16 protein-coding genes are annotated in these 18359 nt (G+C 63.6%); 11 read left to right on the top strand and 5 right to left on the bottom strand.

The window, feature by feature from the left end; all coding sequences use genetic code 11:
- Nucleotides 1–67: 67 nt before the first annotated feature.
- The gene (locus tag IB277_RS11320; protein ID WP_110818689.1) at nucleotides 68–1696 is read left to right on the top strand and encodes a winged helix-turn-helix domain-containing protein; all 1629 of its coding nucleotides are present in this window, start codon (nucleotides 68–70) and stop codon (nucleotides 1694–1696) included.
- A 126-nt stretch (nucleotides 1697–1822) separates the two neighbouring features.
- The gene (locus IB277_RS11315) at nucleotides 1823–2629 is read left to right on the top strand and encodes a class I SAM-dependent methyltransferase (RefSeq protein WP_090294337.1); all 807 of its coding nucleotides are present in this window, start codon (nucleotides 1823–1825) and stop codon (nucleotides 2627–2629) included.
- Between the two features lie 92 nt (nucleotides 2630–2721).
- Here the strand turns inward: IB277_RS11315 and IB277_RS11310 are convergent, their stop codons facing one another.
- The 5 genes from IB277_RS11310 to IB277_RS11290 form a co-directional block, all read right to left on the bottom strand.
- On the bottom strand, nucleotides 2722–3483 hold the full coding sequence (locus IB277_RS11310) for an SDR family NAD(P)-dependent oxidoreductase (RefSeq protein WP_090294336.1): 762 nt from the start codon (nucleotides 3481–3483) through the stop codon (nucleotides 2722–2724).
- Nucleotides 3484–3487: 4 nt separating this feature from the next.
- On the bottom strand, nucleotides 3488–4306 hold the full coding sequence (locus IB277_RS11305) for an ABC transporter permease (protein ID WP_029742634.1): 819 nt from the start codon (nucleotides 4304–4306) through the stop codon (nucleotides 3488–3490).
- Nucleotides 4306–5172: an ABC transporter permease gene (locus IB277_RS11300; RefSeq protein ID WP_029742635.1), complete on the bottom strand. Its 867-nt coding sequence runs from the start codon at nucleotides 5170–5172 to the stop codon at nucleotides 4306–4308. The genes IB277_RS11305 and IB277_RS11300 overlap by 1 nt, the downstream gene beginning before the upstream one ends.
- Before the next feature lie 230 nt (nucleotides 5173–5402).
- On the bottom strand, nucleotides 5403–6563 hold the full coding sequence (locus IB277_RS11295; protein WP_060582636.1) for a spermidine/putrescine ABC transporter substrate-binding protein: 1161 nt from the start codon (nucleotides 6561–6563) through the stop codon (nucleotides 5403–5405).
- A gap of 69 nt (nucleotides 6564–6632) precedes the next feature.
- Nucleotides 6633–7715, bottom strand: coding sequence for an ABC transporter ATP-binding protein (locus tag IB277_RS11290; RefSeq protein ID WP_034792163.1), 1083 nt, complete (start codon nucleotides 7713–7715; stop codon nucleotides 6633–6635).
- A gap of 245 nt (nucleotides 7716–7960) precedes the next feature.
- Between IB277_RS11290 and IB277_RS11285 the strand changes: the two genes are divergently transcribed.
- From IB277_RS11285 to IB277_RS11245, 9 genes are all read left to right on the top strand, one after another.
- On the top strand, nucleotides 7961–8704 hold the full coding sequence (locus tag IB277_RS11285; protein ID WP_370689560.1) for a LuxR C-terminal-related transcriptional regulator: 744 nt from the start codon (nucleotides 7961–7963) through the stop codon (nucleotides 8702–8704).
- 278 nt (nucleotides 8705–8982) lie between these two features.
- Nucleotides 8983–9948 (top strand): sugar-binding transcriptional regulator, encoded by a 966-nt coding sequence (locus tag IB277_RS11280; RefSeq protein WP_034793557.1) that lies wholly within the window; start codon nucleotides 8983–8985, stop codon nucleotides 9946–9948.
- Between the two features lie 122 nt (nucleotides 9949–10070).
- Nucleotides 10071–11513 carry an extracellular solute-binding protein gene (locus IB277_RS11275; protein ID WP_034792193.1) on the top strand — a complete coding sequence of 481 codons (1443 nt, stop codon included), beginning with the start codon at nucleotides 10071–10073 and terminating at the stop codon, nucleotides 11511–11513.
- Nucleotides 11514–11698: 185 nt separating this feature from the next.
- On the top strand, nucleotides 11699–12622 hold the full coding sequence (locus tag IB277_RS11270) for a carbohydrate ABC transporter permease (protein ID WP_034792195.1): 924 nt from the start codon (nucleotides 11699–11701) through the stop codon (nucleotides 12620–12622).
- Nucleotides 12623–12633: 11 nt separating this feature from the next.
- The gene (locus IB277_RS11265) at nucleotides 12634–13491 is read left to right on the top strand and encodes a carbohydrate ABC transporter permease (protein ID WP_034792198.1); all 858 of its coding nucleotides are present in this window, start codon (nucleotides 12634–12636) and stop codon (nucleotides 13489–13491) included.
- 3 nt (nucleotides 13492–13494) lie between these two features.
- Nucleotides 13495–14613: an ABC transporter ATP-binding protein gene (locus IB277_RS11260; protein ID WP_060582638.1), complete on the top strand. Its 1119-nt coding sequence runs from the start codon at nucleotides 13495–13497 to the stop codon at nucleotides 14611–14613.
- Nucleotides 14610–15734: an ABC transporter ATP-binding protein gene (locus IB277_RS11255; protein WP_060515892.1), complete on the top strand. Its 1125-nt coding sequence runs from the start codon at nucleotides 14610–14612 to the stop codon at nucleotides 15732–15734. Before IB277_RS11260 ends, IB277_RS11255 begins: the two co-directional genes overlap by 4 nt.
- On the top strand, nucleotides 15734–17311 hold the full coding sequence (locus IB277_RS11250; RefSeq protein ID WP_110818688.1) for an FGGY-family carbohydrate kinase: 1578 nt from the start codon (nucleotides 15734–15736) through the stop codon (nucleotides 17309–17311). Before IB277_RS11255 ends, IB277_RS11250 begins: the two co-directional genes overlap by 1 nt.
- Nucleotides 17308–18345: a 2-hydroxyacid dehydrogenase gene (locus tag IB277_RS11245; RefSeq protein WP_060582644.1), complete on the top strand. Its 1038-nt coding sequence runs from the start codon at nucleotides 17308–17310 to the stop codon at nucleotides 18343–18345. The genes IB277_RS11250 and IB277_RS11245 overlap by 4 nt, the downstream gene beginning before the upstream one ends.
- Nucleotides 18346–18359: the final 14 nt, after the last annotated feature.

The raw sequence follows: 18359 nt of genomic DNA, 5'->3' as shown, positions 1-18359 counted from the left end.
CGGTCTCCTCTGTGGTAGTCTGGTCGACCTGCGCAAAGGATCGCAAGAAGACCGGCTGGAGTCCTGAATGGGAGGGCGAAAAGTTCCGAATTCTTCCGAAGACGTCGTGGCCGATAGTGTCGAGCCGCAACTTTTCGCGTTCGGGACATTCATCCTCGACATGGAGCGCAGCGCACTGACGCGTGAAGGGCGGCGGGTCGCAATTGGCCATAAGGGCTTGTTGCTGCTGCACGCGCTGGTGCGAGCGTCGATGCAGGTCGTGAGCAAGTCCGCGCTGATGGAGGCAGCCTGGCCCGCGGCTGTCGTCGAGGAGAGCAATCTCTCGGTTCAGATCGCTGCCTTGCGCAAGATGCTGGGTCCTCAACCGGAGGGGAACGAATGGATCGCCACCGTGCCGCGTGCGGGCTATCGTTTTGCCGCCCGGGTGAATAGCCTGCATCCGGTTGCCGCTGATGCATCGCCGGCACTGCCAGCCTCGCCCGCGAACCCGGGCAGACCATCGATCGTGGTCCTACCGTTTGCAAATCTGAGCAGTGACAAGCAACAGTCGTATCTGGTTGATGGCATCACCGAAGATGTGATCACCGCGCTTACGAGATTTCGGTGGTTTCGGGTCATCGGGCGCAATTCAAGTTTCGTCTACAAGCACAAGTCGGTGAGCGCCAAGCAGGTGGGCCGAGACCTGGATGTCGATTACGTGCTCGAAGGAAGCGTGCGCCGCTCCGGCGGCCGTCTTCGGGTCTCCACGCAACTGGTCGAGACCACCTCGGCCAGCCAGGTCTGGGCCGAACGGTATGACGTGGAAATGGAAGAGGCATTCGCAGTTCAAGACGCCATCGCAGAGAGAGTTGCAGGTGCGATTGAACCAGAACTGCTGAAGACGGCATCATTCCCCTCGCCGGCGAGGCACACGGGAAATTTGTCGGCGTGGGAGATCGTGCGGCAGGGGACCTGGTATTTTCACCAGGTTGGCCAGCAGACCCACCTAATGGCGCGAGAGCTATTCAGGGAGGCGTGTCGGCTTGATCCCGAGCTTGCCGAAGCGCATCTCTGGCTTGGTCGCGTGAGCGCAGGCATCGTCGCCTATGGATGGAGCGAGCTTCCTTCCGATGACATCAGAGAGGGTTTGGACGCCGCCTTGGCAGCCGTTCGGCTCGACGAAAAGAACCCGTACACACACTATGCGCTGGCGATCTGCAGCGCGTACGCGAATGCGCCCGAGCAGGCGGTCCTTGCCGCCGAAAGGGCGATCGAGATCAGCCCGAGTTTCGCCCTTGGCCACCTTGTCCTGGGGATGGCGGAGCTGTTCAGGGGGAACGTGTCCGGTGCCATAGCGTCACTGGAACACGGTCTCATGTTGAACGCCAATGACCCGCAGAACTTCGTCTGGCTGAATTTTCTGGCGCTCGCCCACCTGTTTGCAGGCGACGGAACGAACGCGCTCGCTGCTGCCGTGAAGGCCCAAAAAGTGCGCCCTGCATGGCGGCCGGCCCAAGAAACGCTGGCCTGCTGTTATGCGGCCGCTGGGCGTCTTGCAGAGGCTCGATCATCGCGTGCGTTGATGAGCGAAATGGAGAACGCGTCAGGCGATGCTCTGGAGCCGCTAAGACAGCGCAATCCACATTGGCAGGAACGATTGGCGGAATTGTTGCAGCAAATCCCGAGCAACCCGCTTCAGACGCCTCAACGTTCCTGACTTTGCAGGCGATCTGACGACCGTTGCTCCCACCGTTGCTGCTGACGGCGCTCGAGCGGTGAGCCGGTCTCTTGGTGTCGCGCCTGCCGCACGTTACAATGCACGCCTCACTGCCCGGAGGCGATCATGACATCGAGCTTCAATGTGCAGAGTGCTGCCGGCTACGAACAGTTGATGGGTCGGTGGAGCCGGCAGCTTGCGCCGCCATTCATCGACTTTGCGGGTGTTGCCGACGGTGAGCGGGTGCTGGATGTCGGTTGCGGCACGGGCAGCCTTACCTTTGCCTTACCGCGCGCGGCCGATGTCAGCGAGATCGTTGCAATCGACTTTTCGCCTGTTTTCGTCGAAGCGACGATCCGGGCGAGTTCAGATCCGCGGATCAAAGTCCAGCAGGCCGACGCCTGCGCGCTGCCCTTTGCCGATGCATCCTTCGACCGGGCGATGGCGCTGCTGGTGCTGCACTTCGTGCCGGAATCGGGGAAAGCGGTCGCCGAGATGCGCCGAGTCACCCGGCCGGGCGGCGTCGTTGCAGCCGTCGTTTGGGATCATTTCGGCGGCATGCCGGGCATGCGCATGGTGCTCGATGTGGCGGCGATGCTGGATGGAAATGCCGAGCAGGTGCGCAGTCGCTATTGTTTCCAGCCGATGATGCGGCCGGGAGAGATGACCGAGAGCTTCGTCGCGAATGGCCTCGCGGACGTCCGGCAGACCTCGCTCCTGATCCGTATGGACTATCAGTCCTTCGCCGATTTCTGGGAACCGATTGCCGCGGGCGAGGGGCCGCTCGGCAAGTATGTCGGCTCACTGGATGCAGGGATGCGGACAAAGCTCGACGCAGCCATCCGCGCCGCCTACGAAGCCGGTCAGCCGGACGGGCCGCGGTCCTTTGCGGCGGTTGCGTGGGCTTGCCGGGGTATCGTTCCCGGGCAATGACGGGCCTTTCATCCGCCGCTTCTCATCTCCGTGCTCGTCACAGAGATCCAGCAGCGCGAGGCAGCTCCTCTCTGAACTCTGGGCTCAGGCCATCACACCACTGTCTCGCCGCCGTCCACCACCAGGATCTGGCCGGTCATGTAGGAGGAGCGGTCGGAAACGAGGAAGAGGATCGACTCGGCGATCTCCTCGACGCTGGCCCAGCGGCCGAGCGGCACCTTTTCGCGGATATAGGATTCGATTGCGCCGCGGCCGCCCATTTGCGCGATGAACGGTTCGTTGAAGGGGGTGTCGACCCAACCGGGGCAGAGCGCGTTGACGCGAATGCCGTGGCGGGCGTAGTCGCCGGCCATCTGTTTGGTCATGGCGATGACGGCGTGTTTGGTGGTCGTGTAGGCGATCATCTCGCGGTCGTAGAGCACGCCCGAGGATGAGGAGGTGTTGAGGATGACGCCGCGGCCGGCGGCGCGCATCGACGGCATGACCAGCCGCGCTGCCATGAAATGGGCGCGGACATTGAGGTTCCAGGAGCGATCGAAGCCGGCGACCTCGACCTCTTCCAGGTCCCCCGCGACCTGGGCGCCGGCGTGGTTGTGCAGAACGTCGATGCGGCCGTGGCGATAGAGGATATCGGCGATGCCGTCAGAAAGGGCCGCGTCATCCGTCACGTCGATGGCGAGCGCCTCGGCGCTGCCGCCTTTGGCGGCGATTGCCTCGACGGCGGTTGCCGCGGCCGAAAGGCTGCGGTCGATGACGACGACATGGGCGCCTTCGCGCGCCATGATGGCCGCACCCGCCTGACCGATCCCGGAGCCCGCTCCGGTCACGATCGCGACCCGGTCTTTCAGGATCATGGTTTCACTCCCCGGATTTCGTTTTCTTTTCCCGCATCAGGATGCGGGCGGTCAGGATCAGAAGCAGCGAGGCGACGAGCACCAGCGTCGCGATCGCGTTGATCTCGGGCGTCACGCCGCGGCGGATCGAGGCGAAGACGTAGATCGGCAGCGTGGTCTTCGAGCCCGCGACGAAGAAGGCGATGATGAAATCGTCGAAGGAGAAGGTGAAGGCCAGAAGAAAGCCGGCAAGGATCGACGGCAGGATCTGCGGCAACACGATCAGCCGGAAGGTGGTGAGCGGTGTCGCGTAAAGGTCGCTTGATGCCTCGACGATATCGCGGCCGAGGCTGGCGATGCGGGCCTTCACGATCATCGTCACTAGCGCCATCGAGAACAGGCCGTGCGCGGCGATGATCGAGCCGTAGCCAAGGCCGAGCTGCGGCGGCTGGTCGCCGGGCCAGATCGTCGCCAGCGCCGGGTTGACGAAGGAGAAGACGGCAACGAGGGCGACCAGCGTGGCGATGCCGATGACGACACCGGGCACGACGATTGCGGCTGCAAACAGCGCATCGAAGATCGCCCGGTTGCGCGGAGCCATCCGCTCCATCCCGAGGGCTGCCATGGTGCCGAAGATTGCGGCGAGCGTGGCGCTGGTGAAGGCGATCAGCAGGCTGTTCTGCAGCGCCGAAACCAGGAAGGTATTTCCAAGCGCCTTGCCGTACCAGGCGGTCGAAAACCCGGTGAACTCGCTCGCATTGCGCCCGGCATTGAAGGAGAACAGGACGACGAGCGCGATCGGGGCGTAGAGGAAGAGGTAGACGGAGGAGATGAAGGCGCGCATCAGACGAGATCCACCTGTCTTGTGCCGGCGACGCGGAAGGCGATGCGCATTGCCACCATCAGGATCACCACGACCACGGCAACCAGCGTGACGGCGATCGCGGAGCCGAACGGCCAGTTTCGCGATTGCAGGAAGAGATCGACCAGCGCATTGCCGATGAAGAACACTTTGCCGCCGCCAAGCAGCTGCGGGATCAGATATTCGCCGAGCAGCAGGATCGTCACCAGCGCGACTCCGGTCATGACACCGGGCAAGGAGAGCGGCAGGGTGACGCCGAAGAAGGTCGACACCGGCCTCCCGCCGAGGTCGGCGGAGGCCTCGAGCAGGCGGCGATCGAGTTTTTCGAGGCTCACGTAAATGGGCATGATCATCAGCGGCAGGTAGCCGTAGACGATGCCGAGAAGCACGGCGCCCGGCGTGTTCAGCATCCTCACGTCCTCGATGCCGATCATCGACAAAAGGTTCGGGATACCGCGCGAGCCGAGGATGTACATCCAGGCATAGGTGCGCACGAGCAGGCTCGTCCAGAAGGGCACGACGACGAGCGACACGAGGATCAGCCGGTAGCGCGGGTTCGCCTTGACCGCCAGATAATAGGCGACCGGATAGGCGATCAGCAGGCAGGCGAGCGCGCCGACCGGCGCGAGGATCAGCGTGTTCCAGAAGGCGGCCGCCCGTGTCGGCAGGTTGGCGAATTGGGCAAAGGTGAAGGCTGCCTGATAGCCGCCTTCCGGTGCGCGTTCGCCGAAAGCGAAGACCAGCATGGCGATGAAGGGCAGCACGAGGAAGATCATCAGCCAGGCCGCGGCCGGCGCCACCAGCGCCGCCGTCACCAGGTTTCTCTTCGTGTTCGTTGCCGCGGTCATAAATTCTTCCGTTCGCGTTTCATCAGCACTTCGATGCGAGCGGGAGGGTAAGGTCCCTCATCCGCCTCACAGCACCTTCTCCCCGCAAGCGGGGGGAAGGGGATTTGTGGCACCCGCCCGGTCCCTTTCTTCCGGCAGAAGCAGGAGGGCAGGGAGCTTGCCGCTTGTTCCTTCTCCCCGCTTTTGGCGAGAAGGTGCCGGCAGGCGGATGAGGGCAGTCACATGCCAGATCAAGCCGACTTGAAACGCGCCATCAGCTCGGCGCGGCCGGGGTCGGTGAGGGTCACGGCGGCGCCGAATTCGAGCGGCGTCAGCGCGGCCTCGTCCGGATAGACGATCTTGTTGGAGGTGACGTCGACCGGCAGCAGCTTCATGACGCGGCTGTCGGTGGTCGGTGCGCCGTTGGCGATGTGCTCCTTCATGGCGTTTTCCGGCGCCATCAGATAGTTGAGCAGCGCGTAGCCGGCGGCCTTGTTGGCGGCACTCTTCGGGATCGCGTAGAAGTCCGACCAGATCTCGCCGCCGTCCTTGCCGAGCGTGAACAGGATTTCCGGCATGTCGCGGTTGAGCTGGGCGCCGTCATTGGTCCAGCACATGGTCATCCAGGCATCGGTCGCGCGCATCGACGGCTGGTAGTCGCTGTTGATGGCGTAGAGGTGCGGCTTCACCTTGATCAGCAGTTCCTCGGCCTTGGCGAGTTCGTCCGGCTTGATCGAGTTGAAGGAATAGCCGAGCGACACCAGCGCGTTGCCGATGGTGGTGAGCTGGTAATCGTGCACCATGGCGCGGCCGTCGCCTTCGGTCATGGCGATCTCGAAGAATTCCTTCCAGCTGGTGACCGGTTTCTTGATCTTCGCCGAATTGACCGCGATGCCGGTCGTACCCCAGTTCTTCGGCACGGCATAGGTCTTGCCGTCGACGATGCCTTCGTTGGTAAAGCGCGCCGTCTCGGTCGACGCGTCATAGTTGGGAAGCTTGGAAAGATCGAGTTCGTCGATGAGGCCAAGCTTCACATAGGTCGAGATCGTGTAGTTGGTGGGAACGAAGAGGTCCCAGCCGGTGCCGCCGGCCTGGAGTTTCGCCAGCATCTCTTCGTTGGAGCCGAAGACGTTGACCTCGACGGCAACGCCGGTGGCCGCCTGGAAGGCTTCGAAGGTCGCCGGATCATGGTAGTTCGGCCAGGTGGCGATCGACATCTGCGTGCCGAGGTCGCCGGCAAAGGCGGTGGAATTGAAGAGGCCGGGCTGGCGCGCGAGCACGGCGGTCGCAAGACCGAGGCCGGTGACGCCGAGGAAGTGGCGGCGCGTGACCGAGCCGCGCTTCAGGCGCATCAGTTCGTCCGCGAGCTGGTCGGCGGTGATAGGGGCATTTTCTCTGTACCATTTGCTCATGACGCTGTTCCCTTTATCGTTTGACGTTCATGCGTAGGCGGCAGAACCGGCTTCGGAAGCCGGGCGATGTCAGGCTGGAAAGACGTGAAGCGCGTTCGGATCGAAGGCGAGGCCGACCTTTTCGCCGGGCTCGACCAGCTCGCTGTCGCCGAGCGTGCGGCGGTCGGCCGTCACGAGGAAGTCGCCGAGACCGTCGACCGCGACGGAATATTCGACCGCTGACCCCAGGAAGATCCGGTGGGTGACGGTGCCGGCCAGCGCCGCCGTGCTGACGGCACCGTTACGCGTCAGGCGGATCGCCTCGGGCCGAAGTGCCACCATGGCCGCCCCCCGTGTGCCGTTGATCGCGGGGGCGGCAAAACGCGTGCCGTTGGCGAGCTCGATCGAGGCGTTGCCGTCGACGGTCGCCGAGATGCGGTTGGTCTTGCCGACGAAATCGGCGACGAAGAGGCTTGCGGGCCTGTCGTAGATTTCCTGCGGCGGGCCGACCTGGACGATGCGGCCGGCATTCATGACGCAGACGAAATCGCTCATCGACAGCGCTTCCTCCTGGTCGTGGGTGACGAGCACGAAGGTGATGCCAAGCTCGCGCTGCAGCGTCTGCAGCTCGATCTGCATGGCGGTGCGCAGCTTCTTGTCGAGGGCGGCGAGGGGCTCGTCGAGCAGCAGCACCTTCGGCTTGTTGACGATGGCGCGGGCGAGCGCCACGCGCTGCTGCTGGCCGCCGGACATTTCGTGGATGCGGCGCTTGCCGAAACCGCCGAGCCGTACCATCTCCAGCGCCTCCTGGGCGCGGCGAGAAATCTCGGCGCCGGCGATGCGCGGCCGCATCTGCTTCAGCCCGTAGGAGACGTTCTGCTCGACGTCGAGATGGGGGAACAGCGCATAGTGCTGGAACACCATGTTGACCGGGCGGCGATAGGCGGCAACGCCGTTCATCGGCTCGCCGCTGATGAAGACCGTGCCTTCGCTCGGCTGCTCGAAGCCGCCGATCATGCGCAGACACGTGGTCTTGCCGCAACCCGATGGTCCGAGAAGCGCCATGAAGGCGCCGCGCGGCACCTGAAGATTGATGTCGGAAACGGCCGTCACGGCGCCATAACGTTTGGCGACCGAACGGAACTCGATGTCGTTCGTCGAAGCGGATGTCACGTCTGTTCCCTGCGGTTGTTATCGGATGTCGCCAGGATCTTGCATCCTGGCACTCCACCGTCATTGACACACAGCCTAGTCACCGCGTGCCCTGCCGGTATATACCCCGAGAGAGGTATTTCAACGCAGATTGCTCTGTGTGAGGAGTATACCCCAGAGCAGGAAACACCGGCCGGGAGGGCGGTTTGAGCGTCGATCTCGAAGGACTTTTCCAGGTCATGGCGCCGCTGGTGGCGGGTGCCGCGATGGACGACGATGCCGTCGGCTCCACCTATCGGCGGCTGATGTCGACGCTGATGACCTTCGACTACGTGGTTGTCTTTGCCTATCGCGGCAAGGAACGGCCGATCGACCTCTACAGCACCTTCAACGCCAAGGATCACGTGCTCTTCGTCAGCCTCTATCAGGCTGGACCGTACCTGCTCGACCCGTTCTACCACGCGGCGATCAAGAGTGAGCCCGGCGTCTGGCGGATGAGGGAGTTGGCGCCTGACCGGTTCTTCTCCTCGGAATATTATCGCACCTATTATGTGCAGACGGGGCTTGCCGAAGAGGTCGGCTTCTTCGTGCCGATCGACGAGCAGATCACCGTCGTGCTTTCGCTGATGCGGCGCGAGGCGACGGGGACTTTCAGCGCGACGGAGTTCGCGCTGTTGAAGAAGGTCGAGTCACTGGTCTCCGGCCTGGTGCGCCATCACTGGGCCGATCTCGGCCGCCGGTTCGATGCGGCGCTGGCGAAAACCGGGCGCAGCAGGCGCAAGGCGACGCACCCGCCGGCCGACGGCGTCTGGCAGCATCTCAATCTGACGGACCGCGAAGCCTCGATCATCGAACTGGTGCTGCAGGGCCATTCGTCAGAATCGATCGGCCTCAGGCTCGGCATCTCCACCGGCACGGTGAAGGTTCATCGCCGCAACGTCTATCGCAAGCTCGGCATCTCCTCGCAGACACAGCTTCTGTCGCTCTATCTGAGAAATCTCGGGCAATAATCCTGCGATCCTTGCACCGCTGATCGGCGGTTCGATCTTCCGCCTGCGTTGCCCCTTTTCCGCTTTTGACGAGCCTACGCCGTCTGGCGCTTGCCTGCGACCGCTGCCCCTGCGTGCAGCCGCCGCAACTGCTCAACCGTCTCTTCGCAAACGTGATCGTTCATTTGTCAAACGCTATTGACAAAAATTTCACGCCATGAAATTTCTTTCATTAACGGATAAAAATATCACGCGGTGCAAAAAATATCATGCAGCGCAACAAGAGCCGGGTGGAGACAATGACGATTGGCGGGACGGGCATTCGTGATGACGAAACCAGCATGGCGACACGGGCGGCGTGGCTGCACTATGCCGGCGGCCTGACCCAGGCGGAGGTCGCCAAGCGCCTGGGGCTCACCTCGCTCAAGGCCCACCGGCTGATCATGAAGGCCAACCAGGAAGGCCTGGTGAAGGTCTATATCGACGGCGAAGTCTCCGAATGCGTGGAGCTCGAACAGGCGCTTTCGGCGCGCTACGGCCTCGACTATTGCGAAGTGGTGCCGGACTTCGATTCCGATGACCTGCCGCTGAAGGCGCTTGGCATTTCCGGCGCACAGTTCCTGAAGCGTGAGATCGAGCGTGGCGAGACGGCGCTGGTCGGAGTCGGTCATGGCCGCACGCTCGCCGCCTGCGTCGAATATCTGCCGCGGATCGCCAGCGGCAACACCCGCTTCGTGTCGCTGCTCGGCGGGCTTACCCGCAAGTTCTCCGCCAACCCGCATGACGTGATCCACCGGCTCGCCGAGCGTACGGGGGCAGAGGCCTATGTCATGCCAGTGCCGTTCTTCGCCAACACGGTCGAGGATCGCGACGTGCTCTTCAGCCAGCGCGGCGTGCGCGAAGTCTTCGATCTCGCCAAGACAGCCGATCTCCTGATGGTCGGCATTGGCACCGTCGAGCGCGAGGCGTCGCTGGTTTCGACCGGCATGATCGAGACCAGCGAGATCGAGGACATCCAGAAGGGTGGGGCGATGGGAGAGTTGCTCGGCCACTTCTTCGACCGCGACGGCAAGCCGGTCGAGACGACGCTTTCCGACCGCACGTTTACGCTCAGCCGCGAGGACCTGAAGAACCGCCGCACGGTCGCTGTTGCCGGCGGCAAGATCAAGGTTCCGGCCATCCGGGCGGTGCTCGCTAGCGGGCAATTAAGCGGTCTCATTACCGACGAGAGGACTGCGAGGGCGCTGGCCGCCGACGGCGCATGAGGCGCTGACACATTCGAGGCCATGCGGAGGGCGGGGAGGATCTGCCATCCGGGCCTTAACGGGAGGAATACCGGTGGGGTAGCCGGCAGTCGCAATCATACCCGCAACGGAGGAGAAGACGAATGTACGAGAAGGAGAAGGACCTCATCAGCGCATTCCTGCGTGGGGAGGTGGACCGCCGCGGCATGCTCAAGGGATTGGGGGCTGCAGGCCTGGCAGCCGGCACGGCCGGCACGTTGTTCAACATGATGTCGACGCAGGCGCTCGCCGCCGATTTCGACTGGAAGGCGCATTCGGGCAAGAAGCTGAAGCTGCTTTTGAACAAGCACCCTTACGCCGATGCGATGATTGCCAACCTGCAGGCCTTCAAGGACCTGACCGGCATCGACGTTACCTATGACGTGTTTCCGGAAGACGTCTATTTCGACAAGGTGACGGCGGCGTTGTCTTCGGGCTCGGCAGAATACGATGCCTTCATGACCGGCGCCTACATGACCTGGACCTATGGACCGGCCGGCTGGATCGCCGACCTCAACGAATGGATCAAGGATCCGGCCAAGACCAACCCCAACTACAACTGGGACGATTTCCTCGCAGGCGTGAAGAATTCCTGCGCCTGGAACGGCCAGCCGGGCGGGGCGCTCGGCTCGGAAGACGCCAAGCAGTGGTGCATTCCGTGGGCGTTCGAGCAGAACAACATCACCTATAACCGCGAGATGTTCGACAAGGCCGGCGTCGAGCTGCCGAAGAACCTCGACGACATGATCACGGTTGCGGCCAAGCTGCAGAAGGACATCGGTGGCATCTACGGCATCGGCGTTCGCGGTTCGCGCTCCTGGGCGACGATCCATCCGGGCTTCCTGTCGGGTTATGCCAACTTCAACCAGAAGGACCTGAACGTCTCGGCCGACGGCAAGCTGTCAGCGGCGATGGGCACGGCGGAATCCAAGGCCTACCACGCCAAGTTCGTGCAGATGATCCAGGAAAGCGGGCCGAAGGACTGGTCGACCTACACCTGGTATCAGGTCGGCACCGACCTTGGCGCCGGCGCTTCGGCGATGATCTTCGACGCCGATTGCCTCGGCTACTTCATGAACGGTGGCGACAACAAGATGGCCGGCAAGCTCGGCTATGCCGCCTTCGCCGCCAACCCGGAAGCCACTGCCTCGACGCCGAACATCTGGATCTGGTCGCTCGCCATGTCCAACTTCTCCAAGGACAAGGACGCCACCTGGTACTTCCTGCAATGGGCTTCCGGTCCGGAGCATGCGCTGTTCGGCGCCACCAAGATGGACTTCGTCGATCCGGTTCGCCAGTCGATCTGGAAGGACGAGATCTTCCGCGAGAAGCTCAACGGCAAGTATCCGGGTTACGTCGAAATGTTCGACGCCTCGGCCGCCGGCGCCTCCATCAAGTTCACGCCGCAGCCGCTGTTCTTCGACGTGACCACCGAATGGGCGTCGACGCTGCAGAAGATGGTCGCCAAGCAGGTGCCGGTCGATGAGGGTCTCGACCAGCTCGTGGAAAGCATCAACCGCCAGCTCCAAGAGGCGGGTCTCGGCTGATAGGCCTCCCAAGCGATCCCCGGCGCCAGCACGCGCCGGGGATCCCGAGATGCCGGCTCGACCGGCCTGTTGCGACCGGTTTGAGGTCGCGCCGAAATCAACCTGAGATGCCGAGGAACTGGCGCGGCGCCTGAAGGCTGCCGCGTGCCGCGTGCTCTTCAAAGACGTCAGGAACGGAGCTCGACATGGCTTCAACAGAAACCCTCAAGAGACCAGCCTCCGGTTTCAGGATCAGCAGGAAGATGCTTCCCTATGTGCTGAGCCTGCCGGCGCTGCTCGTCTGCATCGGCATCCTCATCCCGTTCTTCACGGCGGTCATCTACTCCTTCCAGCGCTACCGGCTGAGCCAGCCCTGGGCGCGCCAGTTCAACTGGGGCGAAAACTACCTCAACTTCTTCACCGACCCGGCCTTCTGGAACACGCTGAAAGTGTCGCTGCTCTATGCCGGCCTCACCGTGACGCTGGAACTGCTGCTCGGTCTCGGCATCGCGCTGCTGCTGCAGCGGCGCTCCGCGGTCAACAACTTCATCTCGATCATGCTGCTTTTGCCGCTGATGATCGCGCCGGCGCTGGCCGCCTTGATGTGGAAGCTGATGACCAATCCGAGCTTCGGTATCCTCAGCTATCTCGCAAGCCTGATCGGACTGCATGATTTCCGCTGGGCGTCCTCGCCGGACACAGCGCTGCTCACCGTCGTGCTCGTCGACATCTGGGTCTATACGCCCTTCATCATGATCCTGCTGCTTGCGGGCTTGCGCTCGCTGCCGACGCAGCCCTTCGAGGCGGCGGCCCTTGATGGCGTGCCGCGCAGCTTCGTCTTCTTCCGCATCACGCTTCCGATGCTCACACCCTACATCCTGACGGCAACGCTGTTCCGGTTGCTCGACAGTATCCAACAGTTCGACATCATCTACGCGATGACCCAGGGCGGGCCCGGCAACACGCTCACCGTCTTCCAGGTCGAGGCCTATCTCAACTTCTTCCAGTCGACCAATGTCGGCCGGTCGGCGGCACTTCTGATCATCCTGTGGGCGATCACCTACACGCTGTCCAACGTCTTCATCAAGAACTGGCTGCGGCTGCGCGAACGCGCACGCGGCGAAGCGTAAAGGAGGGACCAATGGAAACCATGTCTCCGCTCGAACGGACCTTGCGCGGTCTCGCCCTCACGCTCGTCGTCGTCTTCTTCATGTTCCCGATCTTCTGGATCTTCCTGATGTCGTTCCAGACGAACGAGACGATCCTCGCGATCCCGCCATCGGTCGTGTTTTCGCCGACGCTTTCCAACTATGCGGCGCTGATCACCGGCAAGCTGCAGACGGCGGCCGGAACGCTCGACATCGCCTTCATGCGCAATCTCGGCAACTCGATCTTCCTGTCGGTCGCCTCCGTCGCCGTGGCGCTGGTGCTCGGCGTGCCAGCGGCCTATGCGTTTGCCCGCCACAAGTTCAAAGGATCGGAAGACATCGCGTTCACGCTGCTGTCCTTCCGCTTCGCGCCGCCGCTGCTGGTGCTCCTGCCGCTGACGCAGTACTTCCAGTGGCTCGGGCTCTCCAACACTTACTTCGGCCTGATCTGGGTCTACCAGCTGATCTGCCTGCCGCTGATTCTCTGGATCGTGCGCGGCTACTTCGAGGACATTTCGGCCGACGTCGAATATGCCTATCGCATCGCCGGGCACTCCTGGTTTGCGACGTTCCGCAAGATTGCGCTGCCGCTTGCCGGACCGGGCATTGCCGCTGCCGGCCTGCTCGCCTTCATCTTCGCCTGGAACAACTTCGTCTTCGCGCTGGTGCTGGCATCTGCCGACAAGCAGCCGGTGACGGTCGGCGCGCTTGCCTTCGTCACCTCCTCGGGCATCCAATACGGACAGATCGCCGCGGCCATCGTGCTTTCGGTGACGCCGACGCTCGCACTTGCACTCTACGCCCAGCGCTACCTCGTCGAAGGCCTGTCGCTCGGCGCGGTGAAAGGGTAACTCATGACCACGCTGCAACTGAAGAATATCGTCAAGCGCTACAAGAGCCAGACGGTTCTCGACGATCTCACGCTTGATGTCGCCGACGGTGAACGGCTGGTGCTCTTCGGCCCCTCCGGCGCCGGCAAGACCGTGCTACTCCGGCTGGTTGCCGGCGTTATCGAGCCGGACGAGGGCAGGGTGCTGATCGGCGGCGAGGACATGACCGATGTCGATGCCGAACATCGCGGCGTCGGCATGGCCTTCCAGAACTTCGCGCTCTTCCCGCACATGAGTGCCTTCGACAACATTGCAAGCCCGCTGACGGCGACGCGATCGTCGAAGGAGAAAATAGCGGCAGGCGTGCAGAAGGTCGCCAAGCTCTTAAAGATCGACCATGTGCTGACGCATCACCCGAAGGCACTGTCGAACGGTCAGAAGCAGCGCACGGCACTTGCCCGTGCGCTTGTCGGCTCGCCGCCGCTGCTTCTCCTCGATGATCCCTTGCGCAACGTCGACGCGAAGCTCCGCTTCGAGATGCGGCTGGAACTGCCGCGACTGCTCGCAGCGCAAGGCGCCACCGTCGTCTACGTCACCCAGGACTACAAGGAGGCGATGGCGCTCGGCGACCGGATCGCGGTCATGGCCTCAGGCCGCATCCGCCAGATCGGCACGCCGCAAGAGATCTACAACGCGCCCGCCGATATCGAGATCGCACGGCTCTTCGGCGATCCGACGATCAACCTGCTCGATGTCACGCCGCAGCGCAGCGGCGGAGACGTCTTCGTCGAGCTCTCGAATGTCCGGGTGCGGCTCGGCGACTATGGCGCCGATGTCGTCGGCAGTCCGTGCGTTATCGGGCTCAGGCCGGAGGCGATCAGTTTCGTCGATGCGGCAGCACCTGGCGCCATTCCCGTGACGGTCGAGGCGGAAACGCCGCTCAACGAAAAGACCGTGACGCTGGCGCTGACGGCACGCGGCCGCGAAATCCTGGTGTCGCGTCCGGCCGGCACGCCTGGTCCGACCGCCGGACCTGCCCATATTGCCGTCAATGGCGCGCAGGCCTTTCTCTTCGACAAGACGAGCGGCGCTCTTTTGCCGCGCGCCGACCTTGCAGCCAAGCGCAATGGAGAAGCGGCATGACCGACACCGCTCTTTTGATCAAGGACGTCGACAAGTTCTACGGCCCCGTCGACTTCGGCGTGCATGCCGTGAAGAAGCTGAACATGGATGTGCGAAAGGGCGAGATCATCGCTTTGCTCGGCTCCTCCGGATGCGGCAAGACTTCGACCTTGCGCATGATCGCCGGCTTCGAGGCGGTCTCGCGCGGAACGATCTCGCTTGCAGGCAAAGAGGTCCAGACGCTGCCGCCGGTGCGCCGCAACGTCGCCATGGCATTCGAGGGCTATTCACTCTATCCGCCGCTGACGGTGCGCGAGAACATCGCCTTTGCGCTGAAGGCCTCGAAGCTCTCGCAGGGCGTCGTCGACGAGAAGGTGGCCAGTATCGCCAAACTGCTCGAAATCGAGGACATTCTCGGGCGCTATCCGAGCTCGATCTCCGGCGGCCAGCAGCAGCGCGCCTCGCTCGGGCGGGCGCTGATCCGCGACGCCAACCTGCACCTGCTCGACGAGCCGATGGGACAGCTCGAGCCGCAGCTTCGGGCGCTGCTTCGCGGCCGCATCAAGCACTTCATCAAGGAGCGCGGGCTGACGGCGATCCTCGTGACCCACGACCAAACCGAAGCGAACGCGCTTGCCGACCGCATCGCGGTCATGGAGGGCGGCGTGCTGCAACAGTTCGATACGCCGCAGAAGATCAAGGAGCGGCCGGCCAATCTGTTCACCGGCACCTTCGTCGGCGAGCCGCCGATGAACGTCTTTGAGGCCAGCGTCACCGGCTCGGACAGCAAGATGGCCTTTGGGCTCAAGGACGGCGTGCGGCTCGAATATGCGGCGTCGGATTTCTCGCATGCGGTGCGCGACGAACTCGTCAAGCGGCAGAAGGTGGTGCTCGGAATCCGGCCCTATTCGGTGCGCCGCAGCGCTGATGGTGTGACGGGCCGCGTCGCCGTCAACCAGTGGCTCGGCGACCAGACCCATATCGCCGCGGACTTTGCCGGCGGCACCATGGTGCTGGTCGAGCACGATCGCACGGAGCTCGATGTCGGCCAGCCGATCGGCATTCATCTCGATCCGTCGAGCCTGCATGTGTTCGATGGCGAGAGCGGACGGGCGATCAGTCACGGACAGGAGCTCGCCTGATGCGGGACATCCTCATCGGCATCGATGCGGGGACGTCGGTCATCAAGTCGGTGGCCTTCGATCTCACCGGCCGGCAGATCGCCACGGCGGCACTACCGAACGCCTATGAGGCCGTAGGCCGCGCCGGCAGCGTGCAGGATCTCGACCGCACCTGGGCCGACGCGGCAACGACGCTGAAGCAGCTCTCCGACAAGATCGAGAACCTCGCCGGCCGTGTCGCCGCGATCGCCGTGACCGGTCAGGGCGACGGCACATGGATGATCGACAAGGCCGGCGTGCCGGTCGGCAAGGGCTGGCTGTGGCTCGACGCGCGCGCCGGCGAGACCGTCGAGCGGCTTCGCGCCGACAGCGGCGATATCGCCCGCTTCGAAAGCACCGGCTCGGGCCTTGCCGCCTGCCAGCAGGGGCCGCAGCTTCGCTGGATGCGCGACCATGCGCCCGAGATGCTCTCAGGCGTCGCCACCACCTTTCATTGCAAGGACTGGCTCTATTTCAAGCTGACGGGCAAACGCGCCACCGATCCCTCCGAGGCGAATTTCAGTTTCGGCAATTTCCGCAGCCGCAGCTACAGCGACGATGTCATCCGCTTTCTCGGCCTTGAAAAGCTGAAGCATGTGCTGCCCGAGATCGTCGACGGAGCGGCGACCCATCATCCGCTGTCGGCGGAAGCGGCCGGGATCACCGGGCTCACCGAGGGCACGCCCATCGTGCTCGGCTACGTCGATGTCGTCTGCACAGCCCTTGGCGCCGGGCTCTACGATCCGGGCACTGATACCGGCTGCTCGATCATCGGCTCGACCGGCATGCACATGCGGCTCGCCAATGGCGCCGACGATGTGCGGCTGAACCGGGACTTGACCGGCTACACCATGTGCATGCCGATCCCCGGCGCCTATGCGCAGATGCAGTCGAACATGGCCGCGACGCTCAATATCGACTGGATCCTCTCGCTGGCATCCGGCCTCTTGAAGGGCATGGGGGTCGAGAAATCCAAGAGCGAGTTGCTCGCTTTTGTCGACGGCTGGCTAGCCGATGCCAAGGACACGCCATTGATCTTCCAGCCCTATATCTCGGAAGCCGGCGAGCGTGGCCCCTTCGTCGACGCGACGGCGCGGGCGTCCTTCGTCGGGCTGTCGATCACCCACGGCTTTCCCGACATGGTGAAGGCGGTGTTCGACGGGCTCGCCATGGCGGCGCGCGATTGCTACGCCGAGATGGGGCCGCTTCCAGGCCGCATCCGGCTGACGGGGGGAGCTGCCCGCAGCGCCTCGCTCCGCCGCATCCTCGGTGCGGCCCTCGGCGCCAGCGTCCAGACGAGCGAGCGGGAGGAGGCCGGTGCTGCCGGTGCCGCGATGATCGCCGCCGTCTCGCTCGGCATCTATCCCTCGATGGCCGATTGCCTCGGCGATTGGGTGACGCCCTATCAGCGCCCCGCGGAGGCCGCCGATCCGGCGCTTGCCTGCCGCTACAACGAACTCTTTCCCACCTACCAGCAGTCACGCACAGCGCTCAGGCCCGTCTGGCACGCACTCTCCCAAGGTGCGACCGCGGGAAATCAACAGGAAACATCGAAATGAAGAAGATAGCCATTATCGGCGACCGGTTCATGCTGCCGGACGTGTTTCGCGACAAGATCGTCGAGGCGACCGGCAACGGCCATGACATCCGCACGCTCGAACTGCCCTGGCCGGATGTGCCGATGGAGCACGGCTATGCCGTCGAGGGCATGGACGGGCTCAAGGAATATCTCGGCAAGCCGGAGGACATTATCGACTTCATCGGTGACGCCGAGATCCTGGTGACGCAACTGGCGCCGCTGTCGCGCGGAATGCTTCAGGCACTGCCCGGCTTGAGGCTCGTTGCCGTCTCGCGTGGCGGTCCTGTCAACATCGACATGGGGGCCGCACGCGATGCCGGCGTTCGCGTCGTCAACACGCCCGGCCGCAATGCCAACGCCGTTGCCGAGTTCACGCTTGGTGCCATTCTCGCCGAAACGCGGCTGATCCGCACCGGCCACGAAGCCTTGCGCAAGGGCGAGTGGCGGGGCGATCTCTACCGCGCCGATCGCACCGGTCGCGAGCTCTGCGAAATGACCGTCGGCGTCATCGGCTACGGCAATATCGGCACCAAGGTGGTGCGCCTTTTGCGCGCCTTCGGCACCAAGGTGCTGGTGCACGATCCCTATGTGCAGCTCTCGGCCGATGATCTGAACGCCGGCGTCGAGCAGGTGTCGCTCGACACGCTTCTCTCCCGTTCCGATGTCGTGACCCTGCATCCGCGCGTCACGGAGGAGACGCGCAACATGATGAACGCCGAGACCTTCGCCAGGATGAAGCCGGGCGCGATCTTCGTGAACACGGCGCGCGGTCCGCTCTGCGACTACGACGCCCTTTATGAGAACCTGGTGAGCGGCCATCTGTCGGCGGCGATGCTCGAAACCTTCGCGATCGAGCCGGTGCCGAAAGACTGGCCGCTGCTGCAACTGGCGAATGTGACGCTGACGCCGCATATTGCCGGCGCCTCGGTACGCACCGTCACCTTCGCCGCCGAAATGGCGGCCGAGGAAGTCCGCCGCTACATCGCCGGTCTGCCGCCGGTCAATCCGTGCTGATGACAGGAGCAACG

The organism is Ensifer sp. ENS07 (assembly GCF_014852185.1).
In the GTDB taxonomy this organism is placed as follows: Bacteria; Pseudomonadota; Alphaproteobacteria; order Rhizobiales; family Rhizobiaceae; genus Ensifer; species Ensifer adhaerens.
Note: the sequence above shows the minus strand (reverse complement) of the source record. Positions and strands in the feature narration are given on the sequence as shown.